At 69.9% G+C, this 19,016-nt stretch carries 15 protein-coding genes; 7 read left to right on the top strand and 8 right to left on the bottom strand.

Annotated elements, in window-relative coordinates; all coding sequences use genetic code 11:
• Window positions 1-149 precede the first annotated feature (149 nt).
• The 3 genes from nth to IEZ21_RS29415 all read left to right on the top strand — a co-directional run bounded on the left by nth (window position 150) and on the right by IEZ21_RS29415 (window position 3,198).
• Window positions 150-1,127 (top strand): endonuclease III, encoded by a 978-nt coding sequence (gene nth / locus IEZ21_RS29425; protein WP_373302325.1) that lies wholly within the window; start codon window positions 150-152, stop codon window positions 1,125-1,127.
• A 52-nt stretch (window positions 1,128-1,179) separates the two neighbouring features.
• A complete protein-coding gene (locus IEZ21_RS29420; protein WP_189324893.1) occupies window positions 1,180-1,875 on the top strand; it encodes an NUDIX hydrolase in 696 nt (231 codons plus the stop codon).
• Window positions 1,876-1,995: 120 nt separating this feature from the next.
• Window positions 1,996-3,198 carry a MarP family serine protease gene (locus IEZ21_RS29415; protein ID WP_189324892.1) on the top strand — a complete coding sequence of 401 codons (1,203 nt, stop codon included), beginning with the start codon at window positions 1,996-1,998 and terminating at the stop codon, window positions 3,196-3,198.
• Between the two features lie 40 nt (window positions 3,199-3,238).
• Here IEZ21_RS29415 and IEZ21_RS47865 read toward each other — a convergent pair whose 3' ends face one another.
• From IEZ21_RS47865 to IEZ21_RS29390, 6 genes are all read right to left on the bottom strand, one after another.
• Window positions 3,239-3,418, bottom strand: coding sequence for a hypothetical protein (locus tag IEZ21_RS47865; RefSeq protein WP_078491910.1), 180 nt, complete (start codon window positions 3,416-3,418; stop codon window positions 3,239-3,241).
• A gap of 293 nt (window positions 3,419-3,711) precedes the next feature.
• Window positions 3,712-4,677 (bottom strand): alpha/beta fold hydrolase, encoded by a 966-nt coding sequence (locus IEZ21_RS29410; protein WP_189324891.1) that lies wholly within the window; start codon window positions 4,675-4,677, stop codon window positions 3,712-3,714.
• Window positions 4,674-5,150 (bottom strand): phage holin family protein, encoded by a 477-nt coding sequence (locus IEZ21_RS29405; protein ID WP_033321749.1) that lies wholly within the window; start codon window positions 5,148-5,150, stop codon window positions 4,674-4,676. Before IEZ21_RS29405 ends, IEZ21_RS29410 begins: the two co-directional genes overlap by 4 nt.
• An 80-nt stretch (window positions 5,151-5,230) precedes the next feature.
• Entirely contained in the window at window positions 5,231-6,637 is a 1,407-nt protein-coding gene (gene nhaA, locus IEZ21_RS29400) for a Na+/H+ antiporter NhaA (RefSeq protein WP_189324890.1), read from the bottom strand.
• Window positions 6,638-6,797: 160 nt separating this feature from the next.
• On the bottom strand, window positions 6,798-8,795 hold the full coding sequence (gene acs / locus IEZ21_RS29395; RefSeq protein WP_189324990.1) for an acetate--CoA ligase: 1,998 nt from the start codon (window positions 8,793-8,795) through the stop codon (window positions 6,798-6,800).
• A gap of 186 nt (window positions 8,796-8,981) precedes the next feature.
• Complete coding sequence (locus tag IEZ21_RS29390; RefSeq protein WP_189324889.1) at window positions 8,982-11,381, bottom strand: SulP family inorganic anion transporter; 2,400 nt, start codon at window positions 11,379-11,381, stop codon at window positions 8,982-8,984.
• A gap of 283 nt (window positions 11,382-11,664) precedes the next feature.
• Here IEZ21_RS29390 and IEZ21_RS29385 point away from each other — a divergent pair, with 283 nt between their 5' ends.
• The gene (locus IEZ21_RS29385) at window positions 11,665-12,942 is read left to right on the top strand and encodes a polysaccharide deacetylase family protein (protein ID WP_189324989.1); all 1,278 of its coding nucleotides are present in this window, start codon (window positions 11,665-11,667) and stop codon (window positions 12,940-12,942) included.
• 16 nt (window positions 12,943-12,958) lie between these two features.
• On the opposite strand, the gene IEZ21_RS29380 is transcribed toward IEZ21_RS29385, so the two are convergent.
• Window positions 12,959-13,939: an ATP-binding protein gene (locus IEZ21_RS29380; RefSeq protein WP_189324888.1), complete on the bottom strand. Its 981-nt coding sequence runs from the start codon at window positions 13,937-13,939 to the stop codon at window positions 12,959-12,961.
• A 101-nt stretch (window positions 13,940-14,040) separates the two neighbouring features.
• On the opposite strand from IEZ21_RS29380, the gene IEZ21_RS29375 reads away from it, so the two are divergent.
• Complete coding sequence (locus IEZ21_RS29375) at window positions 14,041-14,865, top strand: Fic family protein (RefSeq protein ID WP_189324887.1); 825 nt, start codon at window positions 14,041-14,043, stop codon at window positions 14,863-14,865.
• A 422-nt stretch (window positions 14,866-15,287) separates the two neighbouring features.
• On the opposite strand, the gene IEZ21_RS29370 is transcribed toward IEZ21_RS29375, so the two are convergent.
• Window positions 15,288-16,112, bottom strand: a complete 825-nt coding sequence (locus tag IEZ21_RS29370; RefSeq protein ID WP_033321745.1) for an HAD family hydrolase — start codon at window positions 16,110-16,112, stop codon at window positions 15,288-15,290.
• Window positions 16,113-16,684: 572 nt separating this feature from the next.
• On the opposite strand from IEZ21_RS29370, the gene ssd reads away from it, so the two are divergent.
• Both ssd and IEZ21_RS29360 read left to right on the top strand, forming a co-directional pair.
• Window positions 16,685-17,788: a septum site-determining protein Ssd gene (gene ssd, locus IEZ21_RS29365; protein WP_189324988.1), complete on the top strand. Its 1,104-nt coding sequence runs from the start codon at window positions 16,685-16,687 to the stop codon at window positions 17,786-17,788.
• Complete coding sequence (locus IEZ21_RS29360; RefSeq protein WP_246568235.1) at window positions 17,785-19,002, top strand: TadA family conjugal transfer-associated ATPase; 1,218 nt, start codon at window positions 17,785-17,787, stop codon at window positions 19,000-19,002. Before ssd ends, IEZ21_RS29360 begins: the two co-directional genes overlap by 4 nt.
• The last annotated feature ends 14 nt before the right edge of the window (window positions 19,003-19,016 follow it).

Raw genomic sequence — 19,016 nt, 5'->3', positions numbered from 1 at the left:
TGTCCAAATCGCCGGTGAGAGCACAGGTCAAGGGGGCTGGACGGGTGGCTGCACGTCGCGATTCCGCTGTGGGCGAACAGAGCTCCGGCGGAACGAAGAAAACGACAAAGGCGGCGAGTCCGGCACCGGTCGAAGGGGCGTCGGGGGTCGTGAGGAAGACGACGGCTCCTACGAAGAAGGCATCGGCTACGACGAAGAAGGCCGCGCCCGCCAAGAAAGCTGCCCGGACGGCGACCAAGGCACCCGCAAAGAAGGCCACACCCACGAAGACCACCACCAAGAAAGCCGCCCCCGCCGAAGTGACCCCCGCCAAACCTCCCCGGAACGAGTCCCGTACCGCCCTCGTCCGCCGCGCCCGCCGTATCAACCGCGAGCTCGCCGAGATCTACCCGTACGCCCACCCGGAGCTGGACTTCGAGAACTCCTTCCAGCTCGTGATCGCCACCGTCCTTTCGGCCCAGACGACCGACCTGCGGGTGAACCAGACGACGCCGACGCTCTTTGCCAAGTACCCCACTCCGGAGGACCTGGCCGCGGCCAACCCCGAGGAGGTCGAGGAGATCCTCAGGCCGACGGGCTTCTTCCGGGCCAAGACCAAGTCGGTGATAGGGCTCTCCAAGGCCTTGCGGGACGACTTCGGCGGCGAGGTTCCCGGACGTCTGGAGGACCTGGTCAAGCTCCCCGGCGTGGGCCGGAAGACCGCCTTCGTGGTGCTCGGCAACGCCTTCGGGCGGCCCGGAATCACCGTGGACACCCACTTCCAGAGGCTCGTACGCCGCTGGCAGTGGACCGACGAGAAGGAGCCGGACAAGATCGAGGCGGCCGTCGGCGCGCTCTTCCCCAAGAGCGACTGGACGGACCTCTCCCACCACGTGATCTGGCACGGCCGCCGTATCTGCCATGCCCGCAAGCCTGCCTGCGGCGCCTGCCCCATCGCCCCGCTCTGCCCGGCGTACGGAGAGGGCGAGACGGACCCGGAGAAGGCCAGGAAGCTCCTGAAGTACGAGAAGGGCGGCTTCCCGGGCCAGCGCCTCAAGCCCCCGCAGGCGTACCTGGACGCGGGCGGCATCCCCGCGCCGCCGCTGGGGGCGCCCGCGTCGAGCGCGTCATCAGCGGATTCGGGATGACGGAACGATCAGGTGGGCCAAGGGCGTTGAGATCAGCAGAACGGGGGTGTCGATGACGCACGCGAGCCATATGCACAACGGCCGACTGGGCCTGAGCAAGGACGGCCTGCCCGGCTGGCTGGACCCGGTGGTGCACGCCGTGGAGACGGTGGAGCCGCTCCAGCTGAGCCGCTTCCTGCCGCCGACGAACGGCGCGGGCCGCCAGTCCGCCGTACTGATCCTGTTCGGCGAAGGGGAGCGCGGCCCCGAGCTGCTGCTCATGGAGCGAGCCCATTCGCTCAGATCGCATGCGGGGCAGCCGTCGTTCCCCGGTGGCGCCCTCGACCCCGAGGACGGCGACCCGAAGGCCGACGGGCCGCTGCGGGCCGCTCTCCGCGAGGCTGAGGAGGAGACCGGGCTCGACCCGCGTGGAGTCCAGCTCTTCGGCGTACTGCCCGCGCTCTACATCCCGGTGAGCGGCTTCGTGGTCACCCCAGTGCTGGGCTGGTGGCGCGAGCGTACGCCGGTGGGCGTCGTCGATCCGAACGAGACGGCCCGGGTGTTCACCGTCCCCGTGGCGGATCTCACGGACCCCGCCAACCGCGCGACGACCGTCCACCCCAGCGGTCACCGAGGTCCGGCATTCCTGGTCGAATCCGCCCTCGTCTGGGGCTTCACAGCCGGAATCATCGACCGACTCCTGCACTACTCCGGCTGGGAACGACCTTGGGACCGCGAGAAGCAGGTCCCGCTCGACTGGCGCTCATGACAGGGTGGGCGCCGTGCTGTGTCTTTCCGGGGGATGTTGTGTCCCATTGCCGCTGCGCGGCGGGCCGGACCCCCGGCCGGGCGATGGCGAACGTGAAGTGACGAGGCGAGGCTTGAATCAGTGAACGTGCTGGACATCCTGCTGCTGGTCGCCGCCGTGTGGTTCGCGATCGTGGGCTATCGCCAGGGGTTCGTCGTCGGCATCCTGTCGGTGATCGGCTTCCTGGGCGGCGGTCTCGTCGCCGTCTATCTGCTGCCCGTCATCTGGGACGCCCTGACCGATGACGCCGAGGTGGGCACCACGGCCGCCGTTGTCGCCGTGGTCGTCGTGATCGTCTGCGCCTCCGTCGGCCAGGCCCTCACCACCCACCTCGGCAACAAGCTGCGCCGGTACATCACCTGGTCCCCGGCCCGCGCCCTGGACGCCACGGGCGGCGCCCTCGTCAACGTCGTGGCGATGCTGCTGGTCGCCTGGCTGATCGGTTCGATGCTGGCCCCTACGACGGCGATGCCCACGGTCGGCAAGGAAGTCCGTAACTCCAAGGTGCTGCTGGGGGTGTCGGAGGTCCTGCCCGACCAGGCCGACACCTGGTTCACCGACTTCTCCTCGGTCCTCGCGCAGAACGGCTTCCCGCAGGTCTTCAGCCCGTTCTCGGACGAGCCCATCAAGGAAGTGGAGGCCCCCGACCCGGCCCTGGCCAGCAGCCCGGTCGCCGTCCGCGCCCAGCGTTCCATCGTCAAGGTCACCGGCACCGCCGAGAGCTGCGGCAAGGTCCTCGAAGGCACCGGCTTCGTCTTCGGCCAGCGCCGCGTGATGACGAACGCGCACGTGGTGGGTGGCGTCGACGAGCCGTACATCCAGATAGGCGGCGAGGGCAAGCGGTATGCCGGGAAGGTGGTGCTCTACGACTGGGAGCGCGACATCGCCGTACTCGACGTACCCGATCTGCGCGCCCCCGCTCTCCAGTTCACGTCCCAGGACGCCGCGAGCGGCGACAGCGCGATCGTCGCGGGCTTCCCGGAGAACGGCCCGTACACCGTCAACGCGGCGCGCGTACGCGGCCGCATCACGCCCAACGGCCCGGACATCTACCACCGGGGCACCGTGCGCCGCGACGTCTACTCGCTCTACGCGAACGTGCGCCAGGGCAACTCCGGCGGACCGCTGCTCACCCCGGACGGCAAGGTGTACGGAGTGGTCTTCGCGAAGTCCCTCGACGACCCGGAGACGGGGTACGCGCTCACCGCGGACGAGGTCCAGGAGGACATCGTCAAGGGCCGCACCGCCAACCAGCAGGTGGACAGCGACAGCTGCGCGCTGTGACCGGGTGCTGCGGGGGGTGGTTCAGCCTGCGGGAGGCGGTTCAGCCGCGGGGATGGCGCAGGCGCGCCGAGACCCAGCGGGCCCGGCGCCTCAGAATGCGCGGGATGCCCAGCCGGGGGTCCGTGCCCTGCATCTGCGGGGCGCCCCTCTGGTGGGAGCTCAGGCCACCGGCCGAGCGGCGATTGCGTGCTGCGTCACTGTAGTCGTGCGTCCAGCCCATACCCCGACGTCTGCCCCTGCCCCAAGGTCGATAACCGCCCCCATGGCCCCCAATTGGCCTATGCGCGAGGCATTGGCCGTTCGTAGGACAAGCGTTCCCGTCGGAGGCCTCAGCGGGCCTGATCGAGGCGGGCCCGTGGGGTCCCAGCGGTCAGGCTCGAAGCGGACTTGCCGAAGTCCGTGCGGTACTGCGCCCTGAGGGGGCCGCAGGCCCTCAAAGGGGCGCGGGGAACTGCGCGACCAGCCACGATGGACCCGCAGCTTTGAACGGCATTTCCAGCGGAGCTGGGCTCCTCAGCGATCCGGCTCTGGGTCCTTGAGCCAATTGATGAGTTCTGTGGAGAACGCCCCGGGGTCCTCCTCGTGCGGAAAGTGCCCCAGCCCGTCGAACAGCCGCCAGCGGTACGGCGCTTCGACGTACTCCCCGGAGCCCGCCGCGCTGCGCGTGCGCATCACCGGATCGAGCGAGCCGTGCAGATGCAACGTCGGCACCCGCACCGGCCGCTTCATCCGACGGTTGAACTGGATGCCGTCCGGCCGCGCCAGCGAGCGCACCATCCAGCGGTACGGCTCGACCGAGCAGTGCGCCGTCGACGGGATGCGCATCGCCTGCTGGTACATCTCCACGGTCTCGTCGTCCGGCAGCCGCGGCCCGGACCAGTCCCGTAGGAGACGGCCCACCAGGGCGCCCTCGTCGGCGACGAGTTGGCGCTCCGGGATCCAGGGCCGCTGAAAGCCCCAGATGTACGAGCCCGCCTTGGTCTGCCTCATGTCCGTGAGCATCGCCGAGCGCCAGCGCCGGGGATGCGGCATCGAGGCGACCGCGAGCCGGCGCACCAGCTTGGGGCGCATCACGGCCGCCGTCCACGCCAGATAGCCGCCGAGGTCATGCCCGACCAGGGCCGCGTCGGGCTCGCCGAGGGACCGTACGACCCCGGTGATGTCGAGCGCGAGGTTCGCCGGGTCGTAGCCGCGCGGCGTACGGTCGCTGCCGCCGACGCCTCGCAGGTCCATCGCGACCGCGCGGAAGCCCGCGTCGGCGAGTGCGACCAGCTGATGCCGCCAGGTCCACCAGAACTGCGGGAAGCCGTGCAGCAGCAGGACCAGTGGCCCGTCGCCCATCTCGGCGATGTGGAAACGCGCGCCGTTGGCGGCGACGTCCCGGTGACGCACCTCTTTCCCGCCGGGCACGTCGAGCCGTACGACCGAGGTGGATGGCGCCGAGGGTGATTGCCCCGCAGGGATGGAGGAGCCCGTCATGAGGACGAGCGTGCCACAGCCTTGACGCCCTCACCGACCGGTTCGGCCCGCGGGTGCGGCTTCGCGTTCTGCAGGACGGCCGCGGTCTCCTTGACCGAGGCCGCGGTCTTCTGCGGCCCCTTGCCCTTCTTGGCCTTCTTCGCGAAGACGACGCCGATCAGGGCGAGTACGCCCGCGACCAGCACGTTCGCGGCGAACGACAGCAGGAAGCAGACTGCGAGGTTCCAGTCGCTCCAGGTGCGGATCCCGTACGCCAGCGCGAAGCTCAGCATCGGCAGGGAGAAGATCAGTACCGCCCCGGCCGCCGCGAACGCGCCGCCGCCCACCGCACCGCGCTTGACGTCGCGCTTGAGCTGGGCTTTCGCCAGCGCGATCTCGTCGTGCACCAGCGCGGACATCTCGGTCGTCGCCGAGGCGAACAGCTGGCCGATGCTGCGTTCGGCGCCGACCGGGCTGCCGTCGGGTGCGCTCATCGCGTACTCCCTGTTCTCTTGGGACGTTCACTTGGGCCCTGGGGCTCTTCGGCTCCTGGGCGTTTTGCGTGCGTGTCAGATCATGCCGGACCGTCGTTCTCCTCGCTTGCCCCGGCCGTCACTTCGGCAAGCCTGCGATGTTCGGCGGCCTTCCGCTCGTAGATGTCGGCCATCCGCAGGTGGTACTCCGGGTTGTCCTGCTCGTAGACGTCGGGGATGCCGTCGAGGTCCTCGTCCAGCTCCTCGGCCTCCCAGAGCTTGCGGTACTTGGCGTTCCGTATCTTCAGCAGTGTTCCCGCCAGGACGGCCGCGATCAGCGAGCCCGTCAGGACGGCGGCCTTGACCTCGTCGGTGAGGACCTCGTCGCCCTCGAAGGCGAGCTCGCCGATGAGCAGCGAGACGGTGAAGCCGATGCCCGCGAGGGAGGACACCGCGAAGACGTCCGGCCAGGCCAGTTCCTCGGAGAGCTCCGCCCTGGTGAAGCGGGCCGTCAGCCATGTACCGCCGAAGATGCCGACCGCCTTGCCGACGACCAGCCCGAGCACGACACCCAGCGTCTCCGGCCGCGTGAACACCTCTCCGATCGCGTTGCCCGACACCGCGACCCCCGCGCTGAACAGCGCGAACAGTGGCACGGCGAGGCCCGCCGACAAGGGACGTACGAGATGCTCGATGCGCTCGCCGGGCGAGTGCTCCTCGCCCTCCCGCCTGGTGCAGCGCAGCATCAGGCCCATCGCGACACCGGCGATGGTGGCGTGGATGCCGCTGTTGTACATCAGCCCCCAGATGACCAGGGCGAGCGGGATGTACACGTACCAGCCGCGTATGCCTTTCCTGAGCAGCAGCCAGAAGACGGCGAGGCTGACGACGGCGCCGCCGAGGGCCGCGAAGTTCAGGTCGTCGGTGAAGAACACCGCGATGATCAGAATCGCGAAGAGATCGTCGACGACCGCGAGGGTGAGCAGGAAGGCGCGCAGGGCGCTCGGCAGGGACGTACCGATGACGGCGAGGACGGCGAGCGCGAAGGCGATGTCGGTCGCGGTCGGCACGGCCCAGCCGGCGAGCGAGCCTCCGCCTGTGCTGCTGACCAGTGTGTAGACGAGCGCGGGCACGGCCATGCCGCAGAGCGCGGCGACGACCGGGAGTACGGCGGCCCTGGGATCCTTGAGATCACCGGCGACCAGCTCGCGCTTGAGCTCGATACCGGCGACGAAGAAGAAGACCGCGAGCAGTCCGTCGGCGGCCCAGTGCCCGATGGAGAGGTCGAGGCCGAGCGAGGCGGGCCCGAGGTGGAAGTCGCGGACCGACTCGTAACTCTCCTTCAGGCCGCTGTTCGCCCAGATCAGCGCGGCGATCGCGGCGAGGAGCAGGAGCACGCCGCCGACGGTTTCGGTGCGCAGGGCTTCCGCGACGAAGTTCCGCTCGGGGAGCGAGAGCCGTCCGAGGACCTTGCGGTCTTTGCTGGGGGTGGGAGCAGGCGCGGGCATGTGAGTCGACTTCCGGTCGGGTAGGCAGGGCAGAGCACATGCCGACCAGACTTCCCGGCGCACCTCAGACTTCTTATCGCGTTGTTGACGCTTTCCTTAGCTTACGTAAGAAGGGCACCCGGTGTGTCGCCGGGTGCCCTTCTCGTCGTACGTAGGGCTGTCAGTCCTCGCTGGCCGCCGACGGGAGCTTCGTCTGGATCAGCTCCATCACCGTGGAGTCGGTGAGCGTGGTGACGTCACCGAGCTCGCGGTTCTCGGCGACGTCGCGCAGCAGACGGCGCATGATCTTGCCCGAGCGGGTCTTGGGCAGCTCGGCCACCGGCAGGATCCGCTTGGGCTTGGCGATCGGGCCGAGGGCCTTGCTGACGTGGCTGCGCAGCTCGCCCACCAGGTCCGCGGTCTCCGCGGCCGAGCCGCGCAGGATCACGAAGGCCACGATCGCCTGGCCGGTGGTCTCGTCCGCCGCGCCCACGACCGCCGCCTCGGCGACGGAGGGGTGCGAGACGAGCGCCGACTCGACCTCGGTGGTGGAGATGTTGTGCCCGGACACGAGCATCACGTCGTCGACCCGGCCGAGCAGCCAGATGTCGCCGTCCTCGTCCTTCTTCGCACCGTCACCGGCGAAGTACCTGCCCTCGAAGCGCGACCAGTACGTGTCGAGGAACCGCTGGTCATCGCCCCAGATGGTGCGCAGCATCGACGGCCACGGCTCGGTGAGGACGAGATAGCCGCCGCCTCCGTCCGGCACTTCGTTCGCCTCGTCGTCGACGACCGTCGCGGAGATGCCGGGCAGCGCGCGCTGCGCGGAGCCGGGCTTGGCCTCCGTCACGCCCGGCAACGGCGAGATCATCATCGAGCCGGTCTCGGTCTGCCACCAGGTGTCCACGACAGGGCACTTGTCGGCGCCGATGTGCTTGCGGTACCAGATCCACGCCTCGGGGTTGATCGGCTCGCCCACCGATCCCAGCACGCGAAGGCTGGACAGGTCGAACTTCGCGGGGATGTCGTCGCCCCACTTCATGAACATGCGGATCACGGTGGGCGCGGTGTAGAGGATCGTCACGCCGTACTTCTGGATGATCTCCCAGAAGCGGCCCTGGTGCGGGGTGTCCGGAGTGCCCTCGTACATCACCTGCGTCGCGCCGTTCGCGAGCGGTCCGTACGTGATGTACGAGTGGCCCGTCACCCAGCCGATGTCGGCCGTGCACCAGTAGACGTCGGTCTCCGGCTTGAGGTCGAAGACGGCGTGATGGGTGTACGCGGCCTGGGTGAGATAGCCGCCGGAGGTGTGCAGGATGCCCTTCGGCTTACCTGTCGTCCCCGAGGTGTAGAGGATGAACAGCGGCTGCTCGGCGTCGAACGCCTCGGGCGTGTGCTCCGCGGACTGCTTCTGTGTGATCTCGTGCCACCAGATGTCGCGGCCCTCGGTCCAGTCGACCTCCTGGCCCGTACGGCGCACGACGAGGACCTTGTCGACGCCGTCGACCCGCGCGACCGCCTCGTCGACGGCGGGCTTGAGCGCGGAGGGCTTGCCGCGGCGGTAGCCGCCGTCCGCGGTGATGACCAGCTTCGCGCTGGCGTCCTCGATACGGGTGGCGATGGCGTCGGCCGAGAAGCCGCCGAAGACGACCGAGTGCGCGGCGCCGATGCGGGCGCAGGCCAGCATCGCGACGACGGCCTCGGGAATCATCGGCAGGTAGATGGCGACCCGGTCGCCCTTCTCAACTCCGATCTCCGTAAGGGCGTTGGCGGCCCGGGAGACCTCGTCCTTCAGCTCGGCGTATGTGATGGCCTTGCTGTCGCCGGGCTCGCCCTCGAAGTGGATCGCGACCCGGTCGCCGTGCCCGGCCTCCACATGGCGGTCGACGCAGTTGTACGCGACGTTCAGCTTTCCGTCCGCGAACCATTTGGCGAAGGGCGGATTCGACCAGTCCAGCGTCTCGGTCGGCTCGGTGGCCCAGGTCAGCCGGCGCGCCTGCTCGGCCCAGAAACCGAGCCGGTCAGCCTTGGCCTGCTCGTACGCCTCCGCAGTGACGTTGGCGTTCGCGGCCAGGTCGGCGGGCGGCGCGAACCTGCGCTCCTCACGAAGCAGGTTGGCCAGGCTTTCGTTGCTCACGACATCTCCCTTTCCCAGGGTGTCCGTTGTGTCCCAGGCCAGCTCATCAGACGCGGACCCCTGGTGACAAGGGCCGTCGCCGAAATTGGTTTAGACCTATTGGGGCGGTGGTGGTCGACGGTGGTGGCCCCCGCGCACAGGGGGCCACACGTTTTCACGGACGGGGGAGGTGTGCGGTTCAGGCTCGTGGGTGGCGGGAGCCTGGTGGGGGTGGGCGTTTGCGGGCGGTCAAGGGCTGTTTGCGGGGTGAGGTGAGGCCCCGACGTCGTGCAGGGCGCTCGCCTCGACCCGGTCGAACACCATGCCGCCGGGCTCCGGCCCGGGTTCGGACCGGTCGCCGGGCGCCTCCTCAATGTCGGGGGTGTCGGGCGCGTCCGTGAGCAGATACGCCTGGGCCTCGCCCACGTGGAAGTACATCCCGTGCAGTTCGAGCGCGCCCTCCCGCAGAGCTCGGGCCACGGACTCGTGCGCCCGCAGATGCTCCAACTGCTGCACCACGTTGGTCAGACAGAGCTGCTCGACGGCGTCGGCGGGCGCCCGCCCGGCGATCCGCGCCCGCGGCCCGTCCTTCGCGGCCGCCCTCTCCAGACTCGGCAACCCATGCCGCAGCCATCGCTTCAACGGCGTCCGGGCGCCGGTGGGTTCGCTGTGCAGCAGCGCCTGCATCGCCCCGCATCCGGAGTGCCCGCACACGGTGATGGATCTCACCTTCAGCACCTCCACCGCGTACTCGATCGCGGCCGCCACCGAGTCGTCCCCGCTCTCCTCGCCGGGCAGCGGCACGAGATTGCCGACATTGCGTACGACGAAGAGATCGCCGGGGCCGCTGGAGGTGATCATCGACGTGACCAGCCGGGAGTCGGCGCAGGTCAGGAAGAGCTGCGAGGGCTGCTGCCCCTCCCGCGCGAGCCGGGCCAGCTCGCTGCGCACCAGGGGAGCGGTGTTGCGCTGGAACGCGCTGATGCCGCTGGCCAGTTCGCCGGCACCCCCGTCCGGCGGCGCGGTCCGTGACGGCTGCTCGCACTGGTGGTTGCGCCAGGGCGTCCAGGGCCGGCAGTGGCAGTGGGCGGCGCCCGCGGGCTCGGTGATCCGCGCGCCTGACCGCCCGGTCAGCTCCACCGATCCGCCCTGCGCAGTGTGCGAACTCTGCCAGTCGTGCAGCGACTCGTACGCCGCGTGGTCCATGAACGAGCCGTCCAACTCCACGACGGCATCCGCCCCTTGGGGCACCAGATGCAGTGCCCGGCTGAGCCGCGGCACGGCGAGAAACGTCAACTGCCCGCGTACCCGCACATGGTGGACGCCGTCCTGGTCCTCCTCGTGGGTGATGCGCGTACGGGTCAGCCGGTGCAGCGCCACGGCCACCGCCACGGCGACGCCGATCCCCACGCCTTCGAGGACGCCGAAGAACACCACGCCCACCGTCGTGGCCGCGTACACCGGGACCTCGCGATGGCGGGTGACGGTGCGGATGTGGTTGAGCGACACCATCTGTACGCCGATGGCCGCCACCAGCGCGGCGAGTGCGGCCAGCGGGATCAGGTCCAGTACGGGCACCAGCAGCAGCGCGGCGACCACGATCCACAGGCCGTGCAGCATCGTGGAGTTGCGGCTCACGGCGCCTGTACGGACGTTGGCCGCGCTGCGCACCGCGACACCGGTGACGGGCAGTCCGCCCAGCGTCCCGGAGACGATGTTCGCCACGCCCTGGCCGCGCAGCTCCCGGTCGAGGTCTGCGCGCGGGATGCGCGGCCCCTGCTTGCGGGCGGCGGCCAACTTGTCCACGGCCACCGCGGAGAGCAACGACTCCACGCTGCCGACCAGCGCGATGGTCAGCACGGCCGCGGCGATGCCCAGAACGGGCCCTTCGGGCAGCCCGGCGAGGGCGTGGCTGTTCCAGGAGGGCAGGTCGACCCGGGGCAGTCGCAGCCCGGCGACCGCTGCTACGGCCGTGGCCCCCGCGACCGCGGCGAGCGCCGCCGGTACCGTACGGACAACTCGCCCCGCCCGCCCGGGAATGCGCGGCCACAGCAGCAGTACGGCCAGCGTCAGGGCGCTCGTCGACAGCGCCGCCAGATGTGGCTCGGCCAACTGGGCGGGCAGCTCGCGGACGTTGTCGACGACGGAGCTGTGCGGTGAGCCGCCGAGCACGATGTGCAACTGGGCGACGGCGATGGTGATGCCGATGCCGGCCAGCATGCCGTGCACGATCGCGGGGCTCACGGCGAGCGCCGAGCGCGCCACCCGCAGGAAGCCCAGGCCGAGCTGGGCGAGCCCGGCGAGCACGGTGATGGCGCAGGTCGTACGCCAGCCGTACTGCTGGATGAGGTCGGCTGTGACCACCGTGAGCCCGGCAGCGGGCCCGCTCACCTGGAGCGGCGCGCCACCGAGCCGACCGACCAGGATTCCGCCGACCGCGGCGGCGACGAGGCCTGCCTGCAGCGGCGCCCCGGTCGCCAGGGCGATGCCGAGGGACAGCGGCAGCGCGATCAGAAAGACGGTGATCGAGGCGGACAGATCGGCGGCGGCGATCCGGGGACCGCGGCGGGGCGAGGGCGGGCTGTGCGGCCGCCCGTCGTCGGGCAGATGCGAAGAGTCGTCAGTTCGGGTGGGGGTGCAGGCAGACATGTCGCTCCCGTCTCCTCCGGGGCTACGCGGTCGCTAGGGGTGCGGCCGCGAGGCACGGCGTTACAGCGCCGAGGTTTATCAACGCTCGGTAAATGAATGGTAATGGAGAGTAAAGGCTCGATGGGAAAAACTGGCGCAAATGGGCTAGTGAATCACCCTGACGAGTTAATAAGCACATTCATCGGCTTGTCGCATTAATTCCTCCAGATCTCCGTGCGACCTTGGCGGCGCTGTCGGTGCTCGCCCGGGTTTCCCGGGTCTGAAGGAAGTAGGTGGGCGGATGATGGGCGCCACCCAGAGAATCGCCATGGGCTTCATGGCCGCCGCGGTCTGCGCGGCGGCGCTCGCGGGTTGTGCGACCGGTGACGCCGGCGCGAAGAAGACGGCGGGCGCCCCGGTGCCCAAGAGAGCCGAGGCAGGCGCCCCGGTGCCCAAGAGCGCGCTCCGCCTGATCGGCGACGGCTCCACCGCCTTCACTGGGACGCAGCCGCATCTGCCCCGCCCCGAGCGGCTGAGGCCCGGTCAGAAACCGCCGCAGTTCGTGGTGTTCTCGTGGGACGGCGCGGGCGAGGACAGCCAGAAGCTGTTCTCCCACTTCCGCAAGGTGGCCAGGGACAACAAGGCGACGATGACGTACTTCCTCAGCGGCGTGTACCTGCTGCCCGACGAGAAGCGTGACCTCTACCATCCCCCACGGCGCTCACCCGGCCGCTCCGACATCGGCTTCAATGACGAGCGGGGCGTGAGGGACACGGTGGAGCAGCTGCGCGGAGCCTGGCTCGAGGGCAACGAGATCGGCACCCACTTCAACGGCCACTTCTGCGGCAGCGGCGGCGTCGGCGACTGGTCGGCCGAGGACTGGAAGAGCGAGATCGACCAGGCCAAGTCATTCGTGCAGTCCTGGAAGACCAACACGGGCACAAGGCAGGCCTCCCCGCTGCCCTTCGACTACGACAAGGAACTGATCGGCGCCCGCACGCCATGCCTGGAGGGCCGGGAGAACTTCCTGTACGCGGCCCGCGAGATGGGCTTCCGCTACGACACCAGCGGCGTCAACGACCAGGTCTGGCCCAAGAAGGAGCAGGGCCTGTGGGACCTGTCGATGCAGCTCGTGCCGGTTCCGGGACGCGCCTTCGAGACGCTCGCCATGGACTACAACTTCATGGTCAACCAGTCGGGCACCACGTCCCAGGGCGACCGGGCCAAGCACGAGTACTGGGGCAATCAGATGCGTGACGGCCTGCTCAGTGGCTTCGACCGCGCCTACCACGGCAACCGCGCGCCCCTGATCATCGGCAACCACTTCGAGTCCTGGAACGGCGGCACCTATATGCGCGCCATCGAGGAGACCATTGAGCGCGTCTGCACCCAGCGCGAGGTGCGCTGCGTCTCCTTCCGGCAGCTCGCCGACTGGCTCGACGCCCAGGACCCGCAGACACTGGCCAAGCTCCGCACGCTCAAGGTCGGCCAGGCCCCGACGCAGGGCTGGACGTCATTCCTCTCCGCCCGGTCCGCTCCGGCCTCGAAGAGCGTCCCGGGCGCTCCGGCGGCCAAGCCGTAGCGGCCAGGCCAAGCCGTCACGCCGTGGCGGTCTCGGCCTCACGCAGCACGAAGGCGGGGTCGATCTGGGCGGCCAGGTCGACCCCCGTCCGCTCGTTGCCCCAGGACTGCGCGTTCTTCAGGTGGAAGTGCACCATCTGGCGGGTGTAGCGCTCCCAGTCGCGCAGCTCGTACGTGGCGTCCGCGGCAGCCTGAAGGACCTGCAGGGCGCGGCGGTTGGTGTCCTCCAGGTACTCGAAGCGGGGCGGGCGGCCCTTCTCCATGGAGCGCACCCAGTCCGAGTGCCCGACCGTCACCAGGAGGTCGTCACCGACTTCGGCGCGGAGGAAGTCGATGTCGTCCTGGCCCTGCACCTTGTTGCCGACGACCTTCAGGGTGACGCCGAAGTCGCGCGCGTACTCCTTGTACTGGCGGTAGACGGAGACCCCCTTCCGGGTCGGCTCGGCGACGAGGAACGTGATGTCGAAGCGGGTGAACATGCCGGACGCGAAGGAGTCCGAGCCCGCCGTCATGTCGACGACGATGTACTCGCTCTGGCCGTCGACGAGATGGTTCAGGCAGAGCTCCACTGCACCCGTCTTGGAGTGGTAGCAGGCCACTCCCAGATCGGCCTCGGTGAACGGGCCGGTGACCATCAAACGGACGGCGCCGCCGTCGAGTTCCACGGCTCGCGCACAGGCGTCGTACACCGGATTGTTCTCGACCACCCGCAGCAGCCGGGAGCCCTCGCCGGGCGGTGTCGTCTTGATCATCGTCTCGGTGGAGGCGATACGCGGATTGGAGCCGCGCAGGTAGTCCTTGATCAGCGGAAGACGGTCGCCCATCGCGGGCAGTGCGGCGGCATCCGCCTCGTCGAGTCCGAGCGCGGGCCCGAGGTGCTGGTTGATGTCGGCGTCGACCGCGACGACCGGCGATCCCGTGGTCGCGAGGTGACGGATGAAGAGCGAGGACAGGGTGGTCTTGCCACTGCCGCCCTTCCCAACGAAAGCAATTTTCATGTTCAGTAAGCCTAGTGGTCAAATCGCGCCGGGTCGCCGCCAAACGTGAAGAAGACCACTCCTTCGTGGGGATGGTCACAGTGGTGCGTAGGGTCGTACTCATGAGTACGACAGGTGCGAACGCCGACCCGCTCGCGGCCCTGGGCTCGCTGCCCGGCGTCGCCGAATCCGTGGAGTCCGTGCGCAAGGCCGCGGACCGGGTGTACGGGCACCGCATCATGCGGCGCCGCAGCAACGAGGTCACCTCCGAGGCCGCGCTGCGCGGCGCGCGCGGTTCCGCCGCGCTGTCCGGCGCCGACTGGGCCCTCGAAGAGGTGCGCCGGCGCACCGACTTCAGCGGTGACGACGAGGCCCGGGTGGTGGGCGCAGCCCTCCGGCTGACCGCCGAGGCAGGCCAACTCCTGTCCGTCTGGCGGCAGTCGCCCCTTCGGGTACTGGCGCGGCTGCACCTGGTGGCGGCCGCGGACAAGGGGGAGGAGGTCGGGCGGCCACGTCAGGACGGCGAACCCGTCGATGAGCCGCTGATCGAACTGCCTCTGCCCGACGCGGCCGAGGTCGAGGGCCGTCTCGACGGTCTCGCGCAGCTGATCATCGCGGGCAGTTCCGCCCCCGCACTGGTGACCGCCGCCGTGGTGCACGGCGAACTCCTCGCCCTGCGCCCCTTCGTCTCCCACAACGGCCTGGTCGCGCGCGCGGCCGAACGCATCGTCCTGGTCGGCAGTGGCCTCGACCCGAAATCCGTCTGCCCGGCCGAGGTAGGCCAAGCGGAACAAGGTCGCGCGGCCTATCTGGCAGCCTTCGAAGGCTATGTTTCCGGCACCCCGGAGGGCATGGCGACCTGGATCGCCCACTGTGGCAAGGCGGTTGGGCTGGGCGCGCGGGAGTCGACGGCGGTGTGCGAGGCGCTGCAGCGCGGGGCGGCGTGACGTCCGGCCTCTCGGTGGAGGCTGCTGCCTCGGGGCTTGGAAATGAGCCTCTCAGGAGGGCGAAAAACTCCCTGAACAGGGTTGCGGCGGTACGAGAGTTCGTACCGCCGCTGGCATGTTCACCGGGTTACCAAGCGTCCTCGAGATATTGCCCATCAGGTCGGAACTTTGCCCGTCTCCTGGTGCGGCTGGCCCGTAATCGACGGGTCGACGTCGCGTGGGTGCCCAGTGTTCATGCTCGGTCCGTGGGGCCTCGGTTGCGGTTAAAGGTGATCCTTTCGGATGTTCCTTGGTCTCGCGGGCCGTTAACTTCTTTGTACTCCTGGACCGGAGGAAGCGGAAGCCCTTGCTGCGCTTCTTTACTTTTGGGAGCAAAGAGGAGTGAATCGGTCGCCCGTATCGCCATGGGCCGTTCGGCAGGCTCAGCCCACCACCGAGCGGCGCCGGTTCGCGTACCAGACCAGGCCCGCGGTGGCCGCCGCCGCGCCTATCGCCGCTGCCGCGACCAGGGCCGGCCGGGGCGGCACGGACAGCCGCTGCTTGAGTCGCACCGGATGGTGGAAGTCGAGTATGGGCCACGCGCGCGTGGTGGCCTCGCGGCGCAGCGCGCGGTCGGGATTGACGGCGTGGGGATGGCCGACGGCTTCGAGCATCGGTATGTCGGTCGCCGAGTCGCTGTAGGCGTAGCAGCGCGAGAGGTCGTATCCCTCGGAGGCGGCCAGCTCCTTGATCGCCTCGGCCTTCGTCGGGCCGTACGCGTAGTACTCCACATCGCCCGTGAAGCAGCCGTCGTCGCCCACGACCATGCGGGTCGCCACCACCCGGTCGGCGCCGAGCAGTTCACCGATCGGCTCGACGACCTCCGTTCCCGACGTGGAGACGATCACGACGTCGCGGCCGGCGAGGTGGTGCTCCTCGATGAGGGACGCCGCCTCGTCGTAGATGATCGGGTCGATCAGGTCATGAAGCGTCTCGGCGACGATCTCCTTGACCTGCTGGACGTTCCAGCCGCGGCACAGCGCGGACAGGTACTCGCGCATCCGCTCCATCTGGTCGTGGTCGGCGCCGCCCGCGAGGAAGACAAACTGGGCATATGCGGTACGCAACACAGCCCGGCGGTTGATCAGTCCACCTTGGTAGAACGACTTGCTGAACGTGAGCGTGCTCGACTTCGCAATGACCGTCTTGTCCAGATCAAAGAAGGCCGCTGTGCGGGGCAAGGAGTGGTTTTCCACGAGCCCGAGCATAGGCGCCCACCATTCGGCGTAAGGTGAGGCGTGTGGGTTTGCCTGAGAGGGCTCTCGGGTACACCATGGAAGTCACGGATCGTTCGCGACCGTGCTAACCCGGTCCGGCTCCTCCCCCCCCGAGTCGGCCGTGGGGACGACCCCCGCTCTCCCCCCCGGCGGGGGTCGTCGCATGTCCGGGTGGGTTTTTTCCTTTCCTTCACTGAGCGCCGGGTCCTTTGTGTGGGCTTCGGTGCTTCTACGCGCGTACGCATGATCCGTCACCGTATGTAGTCGTCGCGCTGCTCTGTGGAAGTCGTACAGGGGTCACCGGTATGGGTGAACGCGATATTCACAGCCATCGAGTTGTCCACAGTTATCGAGCAAGATCCACACGATTTCCGGGATCGCTGCACCGTGATTCCAGCGCGTGCCGCCGGGTGCGAGTTCATGGCCGGTTCGGTTTGTCCGGCGGCTATGGCCGGTTCGTATCGGCGGTCCATATGGAGGACCGGTTGCCGGTTCTTGTGCGCGGGCGGGATTCGCGGGGCCGCGGGGGCTTCGCGAGGAAGCAGCGAAGGGGGATGGAGATCGTGGCGGGAGCCATCACACACGACCGGCCGTCGGCCGCCGAGGGGCGGCAGGGCAGGCCGTTGATCGTCACGGAGGACGTGGAACTGCTGGACGACCTGCTGCGGCTGTGTGCCGCGGCGGGCGCCAGGCCCGAGGTCCACCACGGGGTGCCGGAGCGCGGAGGCGGCTGGGAGACGGCACCTTTGGTGCTGGTCGGCGATGATGCCGCGCGACGGGTGCGCGGAGCCGTGCGCAGGCGCGGAGTGGTGCTGGTAGGGCGGGATCAGGACGATTCGGGGGTGTGGCAGCGGGCCGTGGAGATCGGCGCCGACCATGTTCTGCTGCTGCCCGATGGCGAACAATGGCTGGTCGACCGGATCGCCGACGTGGCTGAAGGAGTCGGCCCGCCCGCGCTCACCGTCGGCGTGATCGGCGGCCGCGGCGGGGCCGGTTCCTCCACGCTCGCCTGCGCGCTCGCGGTCACCTCGGCGCGCGAGGGGCGGCGCACACTGCTCGTGGACGCGGATCCGCTGGGCGGCGGACTCGACGTACTCCTCGGCGGCGAGACGGCCGAGGGCCTGCGCTGGCCGGCCTTCGCCGCCTCGCGCGGCCGGGTCGGAGGCGGCGCCCTGGAGGAGTCGCTGCCCGAGCTGCACGCCTTGCGTGTCCTCAGCTGGGACCGCGGTGACTGCGTCGCCATCGCTCCCGAGGCCGTACGCGCGGTGCTGGCCGCAGCCCGGCGGCGGGGCGGCACGGTGGTCGTGGACCTGCCGCGCCGGATCGACGAAGGGGTCGCGGAGGTGCTCGCCCAGCTGGACCTCGGGCTCCTCGTGGTCCCCGCCGAGCTGCGCGCCGTCGCGGCGGCAGGACGGGTGGCGTCCGTGATCGGCATGGTCCTGCGCGATCTACGAGTCGCGGTACGAGGGCCGTACGCACCTGGCCTGGACGACAAGGAGGTGGCCCGACTGCTCGGGCTGCCCTTGGCGGGCGAGGTCCCCGTGGAGGCGGGGCTGCCGGTGGCCCAGGAACGCGGGGCTCCGCCCGGAGCAGACACGCGGGGGCCGCTTGCCCGCTTCTGCTCGGCGTTCTGGGAGCGGGCCGCGGTTGCGGGAGGGGGCGTATGAGCGGGGGCACACGCGTGCGCGCCGGAGGGCTCGGTGGACGTACGGGCGTGGGTCGGCCCGCCGATGGGGAGCTGCTGGACGGGGTGCGGCAGTGGCTGGCCGAGAGCGGGGCCGAACCGACTCCGGCGCGGGTGGCGCAGGCCTTGCGGGACCAGGGGAGGGTACTGGGGGACGCCGAAGTGCTCGGCGCCGCCGAGCGGTTGCGCTCCGAGCTGGTTGGGACCGGTCCGCTGGAGCCGCTGCTCGCCGATCCCTCGGTGACCGATGTGCTGGTCTCGGCACCTGACCGGGTGTGGGTGGACCGGGGCGGCGGCCTGGAGCTGACGGCCGTTTCCTTTCCGGACGCGGCGGCCGTACGACGGCTCGCGCAGCGCCTCGCGGCCGTGGCCGGGCGTCGGCTCGACGACGCGCACCCCTGGGTCGACGCGCGGCTTCCGGACGGTACGCGTCTGCATGCGGTGCTGCCACCGGTCGCGGTCGGCTCGACGTGCCTGTCGCTGCGGGTCGTGCGGCCCCGGGCGTTCACGCTCGACGAACTGGTGGCGGCGGGGACCGTACCCCCTGGCGGTGACCGGGTGCTGCGGGCGCTGCTCGACGCCCGGCTGTCGTTCCTGATCAGCGGCGGTACGGGCAGCGGGAAGACGACACTCCTGAGTGCCCTGCTGGGGCTGGTCGGACCGGGTGAGCGGATCGTGCTCGCCGAGGACTCGGCGGAGCTGCGCCCCGACCATCCCCATGTCGTACGCCTGGAATCCCGACCCGCCAATCAGGAGGGCGCCGGACTTGTCACGCTCCAGGACCTGGTGCGCCAGGCCCTGCGGATGCGCCCGGACCGGTTGGTCGTCGGCGAGGTGCGCGGGCCCGAAGTCGTCCATCTGCTGGCTGCGCTGAACACCGGCCACAACGGCGGTGGCACCGTCCACGCGAACGCCGCGTCATTGGTGCCCGCCCGCTTGGAGGCGCTGGGCACGGCGGCGGGGCTCGACCGGGCCGCCCTGCACAGCCAGGTGGCGGCTGCCCTTTCGGTGGTGCTCCATCTCGTACGCGACCGGGCCGGGCGGCGGCGGATCGCCGAGGTGCATGTGCTGGAGCGGGATCCGGCGGGGCTGGTGGTGACGGTGCCGGCGCTGCGCTGGGGCGCGGAGGTCTTCGCGTACGAGCGGGGTTGGGAGCGGCTGCGGGGGCTGCTCGGTGAGAGGAGTGAGGGCTTGTGACGGGGGTCGGTGAG

The sequence above is a fragment of the Streptomyces flaveus genome (genome assembly GCF_014647675.1).
Taxonomy (GTDB): domain Bacteria; phylum Actinomycetota; class Actinomycetes; order Streptomycetales; family Streptomycetaceae; genus Streptomyces; species Streptomyces flaveus.
Note: the sequence above shows the minus strand (reverse complement) of the source record. Positions and strands in the feature narration are given on the sequence as shown.

What these genes read in the sequence shown, in the direction of transcription:
- IEZ21_RS29420 (WP_189324893.1), top strand. Translation starts at nt 1,180, where the DNA reads ATGACGCACGCGAGCCATATGCACAACGGCCGACTGGGCCTGAGCAAG.
- IEZ21_RS47865 (WP_078491910.1), bottom strand. Translation starts at nt 3,418, where the DNA reads ATGGGCTGGACGCACGACTACAGTGACGCAGCACGCAATCGCCGCTCG.
- IEZ21_RS29410 (WP_189324891.1), bottom strand. Translation starts at nt 4,677, where the DNA reads ATGACGGGCTCCTCCATCCCTGCGGGGCAATCACCCTCGGCGCCATCC.
- IEZ21_RS29405 (WP_033321749.1), bottom strand. Translation starts at nt 5,150, where the DNA reads ATGAGCGCACCCGACGGCAGCCCGGTCGGCGCCGAACGCAGCATCGGC.
- nhaA (WP_189324890.1), bottom strand. Translation starts at nt 6,637, where the DNA reads ATGCCCGCGCCTGCTCCCACCCCCAGCAAAGACCGCAAGGTCCTCGGA.
- IEZ21_RS29390 (WP_189324889.1), bottom strand. Translation starts at nt 11,381, where the DNA reads ATGTCTGCCTGCACCCCCACCCGAACTGACGACTCTTCGCATCTGCCC.
- IEZ21_RS29385 (WP_189324989.1), top strand. Translation starts at nt 11,665, where the DNA reads ATGGGCGCCACCCAGAGAATCGCCATGGGCTTCATGGCCGCCGCGGTC.
- IEZ21_RS29380 (WP_189324888.1), bottom strand. Translation starts at nt 13,939, where the DNA reads ATGAAAATTGCTTTCGTTGGGAAGGGCGGCAGTGGCAAGACCACCCTG.
- IEZ21_RS29375 (WP_189324887.1), top strand. Translation starts at nt 14,041, where the DNA reads ATGAGTACGACAGGTGCGAACGCCGACCCGCTCGCGGCCCTGGGCTCG.
- IEZ21_RS29370 (WP_033321745.1), bottom strand. Translation starts at nt 16,112, where the DNA reads ATGCTCGGGCTCGTGGAAAACCACTCCTTGCCCCGCACAGCGGCCTTC.
- IEZ21_RS29360 (WP_246568235.1), top strand. Translation starts at nt 17,785, where the DNA reads ATGAGCGGGGGCACACGCGTGCGCGCCGGAGGGCTCGGTGGACGTACG.